The organism is Ruminococcus sp. J1101004sp1_RTP21198st1_B9_RTP21198_201120 (assembly GCF_040924245.1).
Taxonomy (GTDB): domain Bacteria; phylum Bacillota; class Clostridia; order Lachnospirales; family Lachnospiraceae; genus Blautia_A; species Blautia_A faecis.
Genome location: NZ_JBCOMI010000006.1, coordinates 31361 through 46385, shown reverse-complemented (window position 1 = coordinate 46385; position 15025 = coordinate 31361). Strand labels below are relative to the sequence as shown.

Here is a 15025-nt window from a genome sequence, read left to right as displayed (position 1 = left end):
GATGGCAAGAACAAGAAAAACGAGCAGGGAAGCCCTGGATGAAAAGATTGAAAAAGCAGAGGCTGATGTGATCGTAGCGAAGAAAAAATATGACCATGCAACTGCAGTTTTGAAAGAGCTTTTGGACAAACGGGATGCGATAAGGAAGGATGAAATCCTGTCAGCAATCGTAAAGAGTGGACGGTCTTATGAGGAGATCATGAACTTCCTGAATGTGGAAGAAACTGAGAGAGAAACAAAGGAATAAACAAGGAATGCACCACAGCTACGGCTGTGGTGCGAGTTTTTGGTGGAAAATTTCTGGAAGTTCACATAGTCGTTTGGGTGAAATCTTGTATTTAGGGGATTTATTATCGGAATTTCACAGAAAATATGGGCAAATTAGTATTTTTTATCTAATATTATTGAACTTTATAATCTATAATGCTATAGTAACTGTAAAAATAAATAAGTTTTCTAATATAATAGAAGACTATAGTGTAAAAAATACATAGAATAAACTAAGAAAATCAAAAAAAGATGGCATATTTTGCTCGAAATATAAGTACGAAGGGAGAAAATGGATAAAGGTACAGGCGTTTAAGATACAAAAAGCTAAAGGAGAAAATAGGAGCTATGAAAAACGAAAAAATATTAACTGTAATTAAGGGACAGGAATTTAAATTAAGCCTCAAAGACAAGATTGAAATAAATGACATTTTTTATGATCAATACCTGGAAGCAGCAGCCATGTTGGAGAATATTATGGCAAATGAGGAAAGCGATAAACAGCCGGATTGGAAGAAAGCGGAAACGGAGAATAATATTATCGCTTTCTGTGGAGAACGTGGCGAGGGTAAAAGTAGCGCAATGTTTACTTTTATTAATGCAGTAGTTAACGAGAAAGAGCAAAAAGAATCTACTATATTTGCGCAGTGTGAGAATGTCAAAAATACTGTTTTTTCAGAACCTATTGTTATTGATCCATCCGCTTTTGATAATGTACATAATGTGCTAGATATTATTATCGCTTCAATTTACCAGAAATTTTCTGATAAATATGATGTTTCGCCTGAAAGATTTGATAATTACAGAAGGGAACAGCTATTGAACGAATTCCAAAAGGTATATAAGGATATTTCTTTGCTTAATGATCCTGCCAAAATGTTGGAAGAGGAATATGATTATGAGGGAAGCATAGAAAAGATATCAAAGATGGGGGAAAGTCTGCGATTAAGACGGGATCTGAGTAATTTAGTGAAGTTATATCTGGATTATATGATGCCGGAAGATTCTCGTAACCAATATACTTCCAAAAAACTTTTGATTGCAATTGATGATCTGGACATGTGCAATGCCAATGCGTATAAAATGGCTGAACAGATACGTAAGTATTTAATTATTCCGGATATTGTCATAGTGATGGCGCTTAAAGTGGAACAATTGCAGCTTTGCGTTCAGGAAGAGAATTTCAAAAATTATAGTAATGTTTTGAAAAATCAGGAAAAAATTGCAGGTGCAATACTTGATGTGGAAGATATGGCAGAGCGCTATATTGCCAAATTGATTCCGAAGTCCAGAAGGATTTATCTGCCGAATGTAAGGTATATTGAAAATGCGAAAATTAGTTATCAGAAAAAAAATGGAGAAATCATTTATGAGGATAAGATGACGAATTCATTGAATGCTTCTCTAATGGATTTAATATATATGAAAACTGGAATGCGTTTTTTATTGAACGAAGAAAAATTGAATTGGCTGCAGCCAGATAATTTGCGGGATACTGTGAATTTGATTATTCTTCTTGGAGATATGAAAGTTCCAGAAAATGACAGTGAATATCTTGAAAACATCGAGAAATTTACGGAGTACTTTGAGAAAGAATGGATTCCGCAGAACTGTGAGTTGGTGAATTATAAAGAGGTACAGAATTTAATTAGAGTTCCATATTTACAGTTGAACTCAGAAGCTGCGTATATGCTAAATAAAAATTATCAAAACGCAGAAAAAAGATATCCGCTATTACCTGCTAATTTTCTTATGGATAGAGCAAATTGTTTCTTTTGGGTAATGAATTGGTTCTGGGGATACAAAAATAGTATGTATGACAAGAAAGATGATAAATTTGCTTATATGTTCAAAATTTTATATACAATTGAATTATCTAAAATAAGAAGAAGTACGCGATTAGAAGATATGGGGGATTTTCTAGGAGGGTATATATGGGGACCGGGGTTTGATAGTATATTACCGGAAGTCGAGGTTAAAAGAACAAAAATATCCAGATCAAGATTCTCTCTTTCAACATGGGATGTTTATAGTGCTATAAATAGAAGAGTTGCACGTTTGTTTGGAGTGAGGCAACCTATACCAGATAATAATAGGATGAGTGTATCAAAAATAGAAATAGATGATACTGAAAAAGAGTATAAAATTATAACATGGGTATTGGTAAGTTTGTTGACTAATACATTTTCTATGCAGAGTGATGGAAATGAATTGTTGCAACATTCTCAGATTCAATATACATATACTACTCCGATTATTTTTGATAATTATAGATTGAACAGTCAGGTACAAATCTGTTTAGAAAATTATCTTATTGGTATTTGCAGTCTGGAAAGTTTATACAAAAAAATAAATATAGATATATTAGGGGTAAGTAAAGAAGAGTATAAAACAATTATCGATAGAATTGAACAACTGAACATAGAAATTGTTCAAACCTTTAGAACCATTTTTTCTAATATAGATTTTATAATGCGTTTTCAAGAGTATTGTGCAGATAAGAAACGAAAACAGTCTAAGGAAAGTGGCGAGAAAAGAGAGTTTAAAAGAACCAAGGCTGTTGTAGATCAATTTTTTAGAAACGTAGAACATTTTTGCAAAGATTATATAAAAAAGGATTTTAAAGCGCAGTTAAATTGTTTAATATTACAAGACTCAAAAGGAAAACAAGTGGTATTTGATATTAGTGAAGTATATGGAGGGTTTGTGCAGAAAAGAATAGAGGAATTTGTAAGTAATTTAGAGAGACAAAAAGAAGAACAAATGAGAAAACTAACAGAACGTTTGAATAGGCAAATGGTAAAAATCGAACCATTGCAAAGTGTATCTACATATTTAGTGAATAAATCCCCTAAAAATGCTAAAAAAAATATTGAAAATCTGTTGCATAATATAAAATGCTACTACGTAAGAAATGAAAATCAAAGAATAAATTATAGATTTTATGATGATATAATAAATTATTATCAAAAAATTGTAGAATATGAATTAGAAAATCCTGGGATGGATTTATCAGATGATTTAACTGAAGAATATAGGCTAATTGTCAAAGAATACAGTAGATACAACGAGGAAAAATAATGGACATAGAACGTGGAAATATAGAAATTGTATTTCAGAAAATTCCATATATGTATGTAATAAAAAGCTGGCTGGAAATGGTTGATTACTGTTCCTACAGCAAAATTGAAGAGGACATTTATATGCGTTATTCGTCAGATGTGTTTCCCTGCGCAACAGATGATGAGCGTAGAAACAATTATTTGTTTATGTGCAGTCAAATGAAATTCCAGACCGATCTGTGGAAAAACGATATAAGTGAAGACATTGGAGTGTTTCAACTGGTGTTTTCTGTGGCTAATAAAATGCTGCGTTTGGACGGAAACGAGATTAAATGTAAATTCGATCAATTGCTGCGCTGGCGGGAAATTTCATTGCTGATGGGGCAGGACTTTTTCACATGTGCATATCTGGCATATGATGACTGGAAAAAGGGATATAATACCCAATATTTTGCCTGGCTTCCGATTATTAGAAGTGACAACAGCAGATTACATAATATTTTGGAACAAGGAGTGGCTGAAAATCATTTTCATCTGAATGGTTCTACAAAAATTTTTGAATTAAACTGGTTATGTTTGATGAATCATATTTCAAGTAGAAATGCTGAGTTTAAGAAAATAACCAGAACAATGCAGATGCAGCGAAACGACAGCTTTGACAAAAGAGGCATAAAAGAGGACTTTTATACAGAATGTCTGAGAGCTGCTTTATATAGGGGATATTTATTTTTTCTAATAAAAGAAAATTCTTACATGTTTGGAACCGCTGAAGCATTGATTAAAAAAGTTGAAAACGGAATATCGTTACGGGAAATAACAAGTGATATTCAGAACTTGATCGATATGGCTGGAAATCTTTATGGAACGAAAATTAATGGTGCGGTTTTAGACTATGCTCTTGAAAATGAAATGATGAAGTATAATGACAATGTGTGTCGGCTATTGGCAGGGGAACGTAAATTTTTATATTGCTGTTACAGATGTGTTTTAACAGGAAAATTTGACAGATTTCAAAAAAATATATTCTATGCGTACTTAATTATGCGCACGGATTTCAGAGGTGAATTGATCCAGAGCAATAAAAAGATTGGATTTGGTAATTTTTCAGATTATCAGGACCGAAAAGAGTTTTTTATTGAAGGGCATAAGCCATATGAAGACGAATTAGTGCGATTAGCGTTGAATGAATCTTTAACGAAGAAAAATATGCTTTCATTGGAGGCAAGAATTTGTCCGAAAAATACTTCTGCTAAGTTGATTAAAAATCTGAAAAAGTATAAGCGCATTGTAAAGTCAGAACCAGTAAATGATGGATATGATAAGCTGATCTATGTTTTGCATTTCCCTAAATTGTTTGATAGACCATTTAAGGATGGAGTGCCTCGAAATAACAATGTACGCAAAATGGCAGCACGCCAGGCAAGAAGTATAGTGGCGATGTTGGACAAAAATGGAGAGATTAATCAACATATTAAGGGAATTGATGCATGTTCTAGTGAAATTGCATGCCGTCCCGAAGTGTTTGGACAGATATACCGTTATTTGACAGCAAAAAGAGTAAAGGTTGAAAATGCCTCTCGTTTTCATAATTGTGAGGATGTACAAAATCTTCAGATGACCTATCATGTTGGTGAGGATTTCTTTGATATTATAGATGGCTTACGAGCCATTGATGAGGTTTTGCTGTTTTGCAATTATCGAAGGGGCAGCAGGTTGGGTCATGCATTGGCTCTTGGAATATCTCCTGAAAAATACTATGCAATGAAGGGATATAAAGTTGCTCTTTCAAAACAGATTCTTTTGGATGATATTGTCTGGCTATATTGTAGGTCTGGTGAATTGGGCTGTTCATTAGACGAAAAATTAAAAACAAATTTGATTGAGAAATATACATTATTGTATAAGGAAATTTATGAGAACAACGTTGGAAATGGTTCCTGTCCATCCATACATGAATATTATCAAAGCTGGAAACTGAGGGGAGATAATCCTCAGTGCTATAGATTAGAAGAAAAGGAATTTAATGCAGCTTTGGAAACGACGGAATTGGTCTATTTTGATAGATTTCGTTTCAACCCACGTGTGGATAATAACCTCAGAAGAAATAAACGATATAGGGATTTGTACTATTACTATCATTTTAATAAAAAGGTTCGAGAAAAGGGCAACGAAGTGACCGAATTTAAGGTGACGAAAGAATATATTAAATTAGTCCGTATCATGCAGGATAAAATGATTGCTGAACTTGCCTGCAAGGGAATTGGAATTGAAACAAATCCCTCTTCGAATTATTTAATTGGAACAATAAAGAAATACGAAGAGCATCCAATTTTAAGGTTTAATTCCCGAAAGCTAAAAGCTACAAACACTGGTGAGAACCTCTGTGTTTCAATCAATACAGACGATCAAGGAGTATTTGACACTTTGTTGGAAAATGAATATGCTTTGATGACTCTGGCGTTAAAGAAAGCAACAGATGATGATATGAATGCTTTGTATGATATCGAGGATATTTATGAGTGGAGTGATTATGTGAGAAGGATGGGTATCGATCAGGTGTTTTCGTAGTAGAAAATGCAACTGGATAATTGAAGAAAAGAGATGTTTTGAAACGGTAGAACATCGTAAGCGCTTATTTTTAGGTATGATATGATTATTCCGGGGCATCGTAATATTCAAGAAGTTAATGATTAAGTGAAGGAGGAAAAAATGGTTGACAAATGAAAATTTGATTAGGCTTATTGAGCAGGCTCCAGATATAAAAAAACGATTTAAAACGGAGTACATATCTTTGGGAAAGCCAGCCGGAAAGCCTGCTATGCAGACTCCATATCAAACGATTCATAACGATGAAAAATATTTACTGTGGAAAGCAGAAATTGAGGCGGAACTTGAAAAACTTCCACAGAGCAAAACAGTTCAAGACATAATTCATCTTTTTTCAAAAATGGGAAAAAACTTTAGTGATGATTCAACATTTGCTCAACTAGAAGCTAAATTAACAGTATTAGGAAAAACACTATCTGAATCAGTTGGGGAGGGAAGTAAGATGGATAGACCACATAAATTATTTATATCACACAGTAGTAAAGATGCTGATTATGTTGAGGTATTTGTGGGACTGCTTGAAATTCTGGGTTTAAGAGATGAAGAGATAATTTGTTCGTCAGTTCCTCCGTATTGTATTCCACTTGGCAATAAGGTGTATGAGTGGCTTGTTAATGAATTTCAGAATAGTGACCTTCATGTGATTTATGCTTTTTCAAAGGATTATTATAGTAGTACAGCATCATTAAATGAAATGGGAGCTGCATGGGCAATGAAACACAAATGGACAGGTGTTCTATTGCCGGGATTTCAATTCAATCAGCTGGACGGATGTATTGATAAGACACAAATTGCAATTAAATTAGATGATTCGGACAACAGGACATTAAAATTTAGATTAAGTGAGTTTAAGGATGAACTTACAAAAGAGTTTAATCTTCGTCCAATGTCTGAAGCAACATGGGAAAGACAGCGAGACGGTTTTTTAGATAGAATATCTACTATTACGGAAGCTAGGGCAAAAGAATGTAAAAATACAGATGAGTCTGACCAACAACACATGCCAACAGTAGGACAAGATGACGTCGGTCGCATTCCAGTTGAACCAGCGTTTCTTTTAGTATATGCAGCCGAGGGAAATGGACAAATATTCAGACTTGCTACGTTAGGTTCAGCAGTTCAGGTCTCAACTGATGGGAAACAGTTTATGGCGGATAATTCACAGAGAGAATCTGCTAGATGGCAAGAAGCGTTGGATCTGCTTATTACATGGGGATGGGTTAAGCCTGTAGGTCGAAAAGGTGAGGTATATGAAGTAACGGGAACAGGATATACGAAAGCAGACTGGCTGAAAGATGATATGTGTATTGATACAAGTAAAGAACCGTTAGAAGAATTAAAACAGTTTGAATTTTAAAAGGAAAGAGGTTATCCACGATGCCCAGAACGAAAGGCAGCAAAGACCGCCCCAAAACTACCAATGACTATGCATCTCAAATAACGGAAAAGCAAGAACAGATTGCAACCCTCAACAGCGAAATCGAATTAATCCAGAAAGAGATTGAGGAGCAGAAGAACACACTTAGAACCAAGAAAGCAGTTTTGAAGAAAGCCGAAAGGGAATTAAGTAAACTGGAAGCCAAGAAAGCTGCCGCCGATCAGAAAGCCACCGAAGAAGCAAAGAAGGCTGAAGCGGAGGACGTGCTGAAAAAACTGCTGGCCAGCGGCGTGAGCGCAGACGAGATCCTCGAAAAACTGAAATAACACCATTGCCCGTGTGGACAAACTGAACTTCAAGGGGAGTTCTCACGGTATATTTTGAAGGCTGCTATATAGTTTATAACAAAAATAAAAGAAACAGAGTGAAGGAAAAATGAATTTATCAAAAATACATCATATTGCAATCATCGTATCTGACTATGAATCCGCAAAGGATTTCTACGTGAACAAGCTGGGCTTCTCTGTTATCAGAGAAAACTATCGCCCAGAGCGTAAGGACTGGAAGCTGGATCTTCGTGTCAATGAACACACAGAGCTGGAGATTTTCGCTGAAGAAAATCCACCGAAGCGTGTGAACCGTCCAGAAGCCTGTGGGATGCGTCATCTTGCGTTCTGCGTAGACAGCGTAGAGCAGACGGTGAGGGAGCTGGCAGAAGTTGGGATTGAATGTGAGTCAATCCGTGTGGATGATTATACCGGTAAGAAGATGACATTCTTCCACGACCCGGATGGACTGCCGCTGGAACTCCATGAGTAAAGAGGTGGACAAAATGATATTTCGGGATTATGCCTCAGTTTTCGGAAAAGGTAACAACTATCACTACTATATTTTCTCGAAAGGTGGATTCACAGAGGGACTTCTTCAGGCACAAGAGCGAGGTGAAGTTCGGCTGATAACGCTGGAAGACCTTTACAAGTAAGAAATGGACAATTGATTTGTAAACGTTGTTTTTCACAAAATTATTGAGACCCAAAAGTTTTCATGATATCATTATTGGTAGAAAATAGTGATACTGTGGAAGCTTTTTTATATAGGGAGTGTGTGTGATGGGAATATTAGTGAATCCAGATAATTTGGCTTTTCAGGTAGCATTGAATTCCGAGATATATGTTGATAAAAGCGGACTTATTAAGTATACGAATAAAGTTTTGAATACATTGCAGGCCTATATTTGCAATAGCCGTCCGAGAAGGTTTGGAAAATCTATTACAGCGAATATGCTTACAGCTTATTACAGCAGAGGCTGTAATTCAGAAGAAATGTTCGCCGGATTGGAAATTAGTGAAAGTGCAGATTTTAAGAAGCACTTGAACCAATATGATGTAATACATCTTGATATCCAATGGTGTATAGAGCCAGCTGGTGGACCTGAAAGGGTGGTTTCTTATATTTCGGAAAAGACGATTGCGGAGCTTGCGGAATACTATCCAGGTGTATTGAAAGAGAAGACGGAATCTTTGCCAGAAGTGTTGTCTCGTATTAATGGTGCAACTGGAAAAAAATTTATTGTCATCATTGATGAATGGGATGTCCTTATTCGTGACAAGGACGTTAATAAAAGGGTACAGGAAGAGTATATTAATTTTCTCAGGACAATGTTCAAAGGAACAGAACCAACAAAATATATTCAACTTGCATATCTTACTGGTATTCTTCCAATTAAAAAGGAAAAAACTCAGTCGGCATTAAATAATTTTGATGAGTTTACAATGCTGAGCGCAAGTAATCTGGCTCCGTATATTGGTTTTACAGAAGCTGAAGTGAAAAAGCTGTCAGAAAAATATCAGCAGGACTTTGCTGAAGTGAAGCGATGGTACGATGGCTATCTTCTGAAGGATTACCAGGTTTATAATCCCAGAGCAGTTGTCAGCGTAATGCTAAGGGGGGAATACAGAAGTTACTGGTCAGAAACAGCATCCTATGATGTGATTGTGCCTTTGATTAACATGAACTATGATGGACTGAAAACAGCTGTTATTGAGATGCTTTCCGGAGCCGAAGTCAAGGTGAATGTGGCAGCTTTTCAAAATGATACGGAAGATATTAAAAGTAAAGATGATGTATTGACTTATATGATCCATTTAGGATACCTTGGTTATAATGAGAACAGGAAGACTGCTTTTGTACCAAATGAGGAGATACGGCAGGAGCTGACGACGGCTGTTGAGAGTAAAAAGTGGAATGAAATGCTGATATTGCAGCTGAATTCGGAAAATCTGCTGGATGCTACATTGGATATGGATGGTGAGGCGGTTGCAGAAGAGATTGAAAAAATCCATAACGAGCATGTGTCAGTAATTCAGTATAATAATGAGAATTCCTTGAGCAGTGTGCTTACAATTGCCTACTTAAGCGCAATGCAATACTATTTTAAGCCAATCCGTGAATTTCCTACAGGACGGGGATTTGCTGACTTTGTATTTATCCCAAAGCCAGAGTACAAAAATGATTATCCGGCATTGCTTGTGGAATTGAAGTGGAACCAGAATGCGCAGACTGCATTAACACAAATTAAGACAAAAAAGTATCCTTCTTCGATCTTGAATTATACAGGTGATATTCTTCTTGTTGGAATCAATTATGATAAAAAAAGTAAGGAACACCAGTGCCTGATTGAGAAGTACGAAAAAGATTGATTTTGCCAGAACAGTGCCGAATGAAAATAACTAAAAAGGGCAGGTGTGGATGTTCTCCACAACCTGCCCTTTCGTGAGGGGAATGTATCAGAAACCTGTAAGTCGGAATACCATTAATTCGCTTGCAGAGTCGTCGGCACGGTCCTGTGTCATAAGAACCATCACAGAACCATCCTCTGCAACTTTCATATCTTCAATCCAGGGGTATCTGGTTCCAAACATATCGTAGCAGTCTACTTCGGCGAGGAGAGTTCCGTCCTTTGACCAGAAGTAGAATTCTCGCATATTTCCATCTGCTGCAATATAGCCATTCGCTGTCTCAGCTATTCCCGTGAGACTTCCGAAATAAGCAGGATCCTCCTGCTGGTCACCGCCAAGAAGCAGCTGCTGGTTGCTCTCCAGATCATAAACTGCTATTTTCGATGGGGTGTCATCTCCTGCAAGACGTCCGTATACCATAATATGATCATTGCTGATCTCAACCAGGCTGACAAATTTAAAAATACCGGTTCGTGCCTCGTCATCATTCATGGAGGTTAAGATCCAGGGCTCTGTAAGCACGCTGCCGTCCTGGAAGGTTACTTTTTCCGTATCATAGCCAAGGTAGCTGGTAATGCCCCAGGCACCGGATGGGTGTACAGACAGGTAACCGCTTGTGCCGGTCTCCAATATGGTCTGCCCGTCTTTCATAACGATTCCTTTTCCACCGTTACGGGAAATATAAAGTTTTCCGTCCGTGTCTGTAAAAAGATCCATTCCCTGCTCGTCCATTGTATCAGAAGAAAGAAGATTCAGGGTGCTTCCAGTATATTCGTAAGTTTCCAGAGTATTATTCAGCTGATGATACATCCGGTCTCCAGATATTGCAAACTGGTGACGCATGATCTCAAATCCGTTCTGGGAAACACTAAATGGAATATACTCCGGAGTGACGGTATAATCTCCAACAGCTATACTCTGCGGAGCCGGTGTGAATGGAGTTCCATCCCAGGGGTAAGGTGCTTCCACATTGCCGGTGTCCTCTAATTTCAGTTCCAGATTGTTAAAAACGTTTTTGACAGAATCATTTTCTTCTCCGGAAATGATAACTTTGTAGGTCACACCGGATGGCTCGTGACGATAAATGTAGTAAATTCTGTCAAAATTGTCTGTGGTTCGTATATAATCCACATCGCCAATGGTTGTTTTTTCAATAGTGCCGTCTGCATAGTCATGAAGATCGATATCGGAGGTCTGCAGATATTTGCGGAAAGAGTAGCTTGATTCTTCATTTGCTTTAATGGTGAAATCATTTTGTGAGCTGTCCTTGTCTGCACCTTCGAATACGCTGACAGAGCAGGTATTTTCATAATCGCTGATATCATTCGGATCATAGCTCCAGTCATCTGGAAGGTTAAGCTTGAACAGGGTTACGTCAATGGTGTTGTCACTTTCTCCGTGAACGGTGAGAGCGCTACCGGCAGTCAGAAGCACAAGTCCGGTCACAAGAGGTAGTATTTTCCATATTTTTTTTCTCATATTCAGCACCTCTTTTCTATGTGGAATGTTTTGTATTTTTATTTTCCCAGATTTTGGAGACGTTGTCACTGACACAAATGACAGGTAATCCGTAAGGAAAGCGTTATTGCTGAAAAAAATGCGGATATCCGGAAGATGCAAATGGGAATAAAAGTAATTTGTCCTGCATAGGCTATTGAAAAAAGGATATTTGGCATGATATCAATTGGCCTGTGTATGATCGTAAAAAATGAGGAGGCTGTACTTCGCAGAATCCTCACGCCGATGAGCAAGCTTGTGGACAAAATCTATATTTGCGATACCGGATCGGTGGATAAAACGAAGGAGATTGCCAGGGAGTTTACCGATGAGGTTTATGATTTTTTATGGAAAGATGATTTCTCTGCTGCCCGCAATTTTATTACGGAAAAAGCAGATACGGATTATTGGATGTGGCTGGATGCAGATGATGTCATTACGCCGGAAAATCAGGAGAAGCTGCTCAGGTTGAAAGAGAGCATGGATTCAGATACGGATGTGGTTATGATGGATTATGCAGTGGGATTTGATGAATGGGAGCATGTTACGTTTTCTTATTACAGAGAGCGTATTATGAAGACTTCCCGGAATTTCAGATGGCAGGGGCGCGTCCACGAAACGGTTGTTCCTGCGGGGAATATTTTATATTCGGATGTGGTGATTGAGCATCGAAAAATAAAGGCTGGAGAGTCTTTTCGCAATCTGCATATATATGAGCAGATGATTGATTCCGGTGAAAAAATGGAACCGAGACATTTCTTTTATTATGGGCGGGAGCTTTTTTATCATAAGCAATATGAGTATGCAATTTTAATTTTAAAAAAATTTCTGGAAGAACCAGATGGCTGGATAGAGAATAAACTGAACAGCTGTCTGGTTCTTTCCTGCTGTTATCAGGCAATGGGAGAGAATGCAGCTGCTTTAGATATACTTTTTTACAGCTTTACGATGGATGTTCCGAGAGCGGAGATCTGTTGTGAGATAGGAAGATTGTTTATGGAAAAAAGGGAGTATGTGACGGCAGCATACTGGTATCAGCAGGCTCTTCTTGCGCCACGGAAAAAGAAAAACGGCGGTTTTTATATTGCAGACAGTCATGATTTTATACCTGCGATACAGATGTGTGTATGTCTGGATAAAGCGGGAAGGCACAGGGAGGCGTTTGAATTTCATAAAAAGGCAAGAGTATTGAAGCCTCTGCATCAGGCGGTTATTGGGAATGAGAAGTATTTTAGGGATGTTTGGGGGATGGAGTGAGAGGGAAAATTCACCTGTATTGTTAGTATTTCATATATTGATAGTGAATATCTAAGCTGTTATGGGAGAATGTGTATGTTTTTTGATCGTCATAATCAGAAAAATTCTTCTGAAAAGGAAGCTTCCGGTGATATTACCTGTACATCCTGTTTTGGAAACAATAATCGCTGCGGCTGCGATTGCGGTTGTCCGGGACAGGGAGCCACAGGGCCTCGTGGTGCAACCGGTCCTATGGGACCTATTGGTCCAAGAGGGTGTCCCGGTGTGACTGGTCCTATGGGACCAAGAGGATGCCAGGGAGCAGTAGACCCTGCAGGTCCTATGGGTCCGCAGGGAGAGCCTGGCATGCCAGGAGTTATGGGCCCAGCCGGGGAAGCCGGCCCTGCCGGAGCGACAGGCTCAACCGGCCCAACCGGCCCAGCCGGAGCGACAGGCTCAACCGGCCCAGCCGGAGCGACAGGCCCAACCGGCCCCGCCGGAGCAACAGGCCCAACCGGTCCAGCCGGAGCGACAGGCCCAACCGGTCCTGTCGGAGAAGTCGGTCCAACCGGTTCCGCCGGAGCAACAGGCCCAACCGGTCCAGCCGGAGCAACAGGCCCCGCCGGTCCCGCTGGAGAAGCAGGTCCAACCGGTCCAGCCGGAGCAACAGGCTCAACCGGACCCGCCGGAGCGACAGGCCCAACCGGTCCTGTCGGAGCAGACGGCCCGATTGGTCCTACTGGCCCAGCGCCAACTCCGGCAGCGGCAGTAGCAGATGCTACTGGTACAGAGGATGCTGTGACACAGTTAAATACACTTCTGGCAAATCTTCGCGCTGCCGGAATTTTGCAATCATAGTTTGGAGACGAGGCAAGACGTATTTTGAAAGTTTTGTTTTGTTGCATATGTAACTGAGAGAAGGGGCTGGAAATGGAGTGATCCGTTTTTAGCTCTTTTCTTGGTTCGTTTTGTAGTGCAAGTTCTAGGGAAAATAAGAATATGAAAATAAAATTGAAAAGGATTATGAAAAATATATATCTTTTAAATTTTATTCTGTAAATTAGAAAAATTCAGGGATAAATTCATATGAAGATAGACTGACAATAATTGCTTGGTAAAAAACAAATAAATATCTGTATATATTGCAAAAATTAGCCTAATATTATATAATGAATAAAAATAATCAGGAATATATTTGATAGGGAGAGACAATATGGCGAAAAAAGTTACACTGGATGATATTGCTGCGGCAACAAATTTATCGAAATTTTCAGTTTCAAGAGCAATTGCTGGAAAAAGTGGGATTAGTGAGGAAACCAGAAAAGTTGTATTGGAAGCATGTGAAAGGCTGGGCTATGTAAAGAAAGGAAGTCCCTCTGGAAATGAAAAGAAATATGTTCTTTTTGTAATTCCAAAGATTGATGCCAAGGATACTACGTTTTGGATGAAAGTAATTTTAGGCGTGGAAAGTGACTTGACATTGCGAGGATATTCATTACATTTGAAGGTGACAGATCAATCGGAAAATGGCGTAGCAGAAAGAGAACTGGATGGGGCTGCTGGAGTTATTTTTGCAGGACATAAGAGTTTGGAATATATTGATATGCTTCAGAAGTATAATCGCCCCAATCTGGTGCTGACATATCCTCCATATAATTTATTCCCATACGATACAATGTATTTTGCAGATCGTGAGGGAGCATATGCCTTATGTGAACGAATGCTTAAAATGGGGCATAAGAGAATTGCATACTTAGGAAGTGCTGAAAGACCTTCAACTAAGAAAAGATTTGCTGGTGTCAAGGAGGCTATTAGTGAATATGGTGTGGAATTGATTAAAGTTTGGGATCAGAGTGATTCAATAGAATCTGAACAAGTGTATGAGGATCTAAAGCGGATGAAAGAAGAAGGTAGTTTACCTACTTTGATCATGTGTAGTTCAGATGCAAAGGCACAGTCTCTGATTTTTACCTTAAACCGTTTGGGACTGGAGGTCCCTAAAGACATTTCAGTAACTGGATATAATAGTGATCTTGATGAGACAGAAACGATTCCTCTTACCAGTATAGGTTTTAGCAAAAGAGAATATGGAAGACTTGCAGTACATTATCTAATGGAAAAAATGGAAAATCCATGGATTCCGGTTAGAAGAATTTCTATAATCCCACAGTTTAGTCAAGGTGAAACAGCAAGAAAAATTTAAAAAGTTCAATGATTCAGTTACCCTGTGGTTTTTACCA

General features: G+C 38.3%; 12 protein-coding genes. 11 read left to right on the top strand and 1 reads right to left on the bottom strand.

The window, feature by feature from the left end:
- Position 1: 1 nt before the first annotated feature.
- From AB5618_RS05245 to AB5618_RS05210, 8 genes are all read left to right on the top strand, one after another.
- Positions 2 to 247, top strand: coding sequence for a hypothetical protein (locus AB5618_RS05245; protein WP_148463489.1), 246 nt, complete (start codon positions 2 to 4; stop codon positions 245 to 247).
- A gap of 368 nt (positions 248 to 615) precedes the next feature.
- Positions 616 to 3348 carry a hypothetical protein gene (locus AB5618_RS05240; protein ID WP_148463488.1) on the top strand — a complete coding sequence of 911 codons (2733 nt, stop codon included), beginning with the start codon at positions 616 to 618 and terminating at the stop codon, positions 3346 to 3348.
- A gap of 50 nt (positions 3349 to 3398) precedes the next feature.
- Complete coding sequence (locus tag AB5618_RS05235) at positions 3399 to 5897, top strand: hypothetical protein (protein WP_243271322.1); 2499 nt, start codon at positions 3399 to 3401, stop codon at positions 5895 to 5897.
- A 145-nt stretch (positions 5898 to 6042) separates the two neighbouring features.
- Positions 6043 to 7293, top strand: a complete 1251-nt coding sequence (locus AB5618_RS05230; RefSeq protein ID WP_148463486.1) for a toll/interleukin-1 receptor domain-containing protein — start codon at positions 6043 to 6045, stop codon at positions 7291 to 7293.
- A 20-nt stretch (positions 7294 to 7313) separates the two neighbouring features.
- Positions 7314 to 7640, top strand: coding sequence for a hypothetical protein (locus tag AB5618_RS05225; protein ID WP_148463485.1), 327 nt, complete (start codon positions 7314 to 7316; stop codon positions 7638 to 7640).
- A gap of 109 nt (positions 7641 to 7749) precedes the next feature.
- Positions 7750 to 8133, top strand: a complete 384-nt coding sequence (locus AB5618_RS05220; RefSeq protein WP_148463484.1) for a VOC family protein — start codon at positions 7750 to 7752, stop codon at positions 8131 to 8133.
- Positions 8134 to 8146: 13 nt separating this feature from the next.
- On the top strand, positions 8147 to 8296 hold the full coding sequence (locus AB5618_RS05215; RefSeq protein WP_173736066.1) for a hypothetical protein: 150 nt from the start codon (positions 8147 to 8149) through the stop codon (positions 8294 to 8296).
- Between the two features lie 127 nt (positions 8297 to 8423).
- On the top strand, positions 8424 to 10013 hold the full coding sequence (locus tag AB5618_RS05210; RefSeq protein ID WP_173717335.1) for an AAA family ATPase: 1590 nt from the start codon (positions 8424 to 8426) through the stop codon (positions 10011 to 10013).
- An 87-nt stretch (positions 10014 to 10100) separates the two neighbouring features.
- On the opposite strand, the gene AB5618_RS05205 is transcribed toward AB5618_RS05210, so the two are convergent.
- Positions 10101 to 11531, bottom strand: coding sequence for a hypothetical protein (locus AB5618_RS05205; RefSeq protein WP_294432069.1), 1431 nt, complete (start codon positions 11529 to 11531; stop codon positions 10101 to 10103).
- Positions 11532 to 11726: 195 nt separating this feature from the next.
- Between AB5618_RS05205 and AB5618_RS05200 the strand changes: the two genes are divergently transcribed.
- The 3 genes from AB5618_RS05200 to AB5618_RS05190 all read left to right on the top strand — a co-directional run bounded on the left by AB5618_RS05200 (position 11727) and on the right by AB5618_RS05190 (position 14988).
- Positions 11727 to 12806 (top strand): glycosyltransferase, encoded by a 1080-nt coding sequence (locus AB5618_RS05200; RefSeq protein ID WP_368366564.1) that lies wholly within the window; start codon positions 11727 to 11729, stop codon positions 12804 to 12806.
- A 75-nt stretch (positions 12807 to 12881) separates the two neighbouring features.
- Complete coding sequence (locus AB5618_RS05195) at positions 12882 to 13643, top strand: hypothetical protein (protein WP_368366563.1); 762 nt, start codon at positions 12882 to 12884, stop codon at positions 13641 to 13643.
- A gap of 355 nt (positions 13644 to 13998) precedes the next feature.
- The gene (locus AB5618_RS05190) at positions 13999 to 14988 is read left to right on the top strand and encodes a LacI family DNA-binding transcriptional regulator (protein ID WP_173736076.1); all 990 of its coding nucleotides are present in this window, start codon (positions 13999 to 14001) and stop codon (positions 14986 to 14988) included.
- Positions 14989 to 15025: the final 37 nt, after the last annotated feature.

Bases quoted from the DNA above. Each gene is read 5' to 3' on its own strand.
- AB5618_RS05195 (WP_368366563.1), top strand. From the start codon at position 12,882: ATGTTTTTTGATCGTCATAATCAGAAAAATTCTTCTGAAAAGGAAGCT.
- AB5618_RS05225 (WP_148463485.1), top strand. From the start codon at position 7,314: ATGCCCAGAACGAAAGGCAGCAAAGACCGCCCCAAAACTACCAATGAC.
- AB5618_RS05220 (WP_148463484.1), top strand. From the start codon at position 7,750: ATGAATTTATCAAAAATACATCATATTGCAATCATCGTATCTGACTAT.
- AB5618_RS05200 (WP_368366564.1), top strand. From the start codon at position 11,727: ATGATATCAATTGGCCTGTGTATGATCGTAAAAAATGAGGAGGCTGTA.
- AB5618_RS05210 (WP_173717335.1), top strand. From the start codon at position 8,424: ATGGGAATATTAGTGAATCCAGATAATTTGGCTTTTCAGGTAGCATTG.
- AB5618_RS05245 (WP_148463489.1), top strand. From the start codon at position 2: ATGGCAAGAACAAGAAAAACGAGCAGGGAAGCCCTGGATGAAAAGATT.
- AB5618_RS05215 (WP_173736066.1), top strand. From the start codon at position 8,147: ATGATATTTCGGGATTATGCCTCAGTTTTCGGAAAAGGTAACAACTAT.
- AB5618_RS05205 (WP_294432069.1), bottom strand. From the start codon at position 11,531: ATGAGAAAAAAAATATGGAAAATACTACCTCTTGTGACCGGACTTGTG.
- AB5618_RS05190 (WP_173736076.1), top strand. From the start codon at position 13,999: ATGGCGAAAAAAGTTACACTGGATGATATTGCTGCGGCAACAAATTTA.
- AB5618_RS05240 (WP_148463488.1), top strand. From the start codon at position 616: ATGAAAAACGAAAAAATATTAACTGTAATTAAGGGACAGGAATTTAAA.
- AB5618_RS05235 (WP_243271322.1), top strand. From the start codon at position 3,399: ATGTATGTAATAAAAAGCTGGCTGGAAATGGTTGATTACTGTTCCTAC.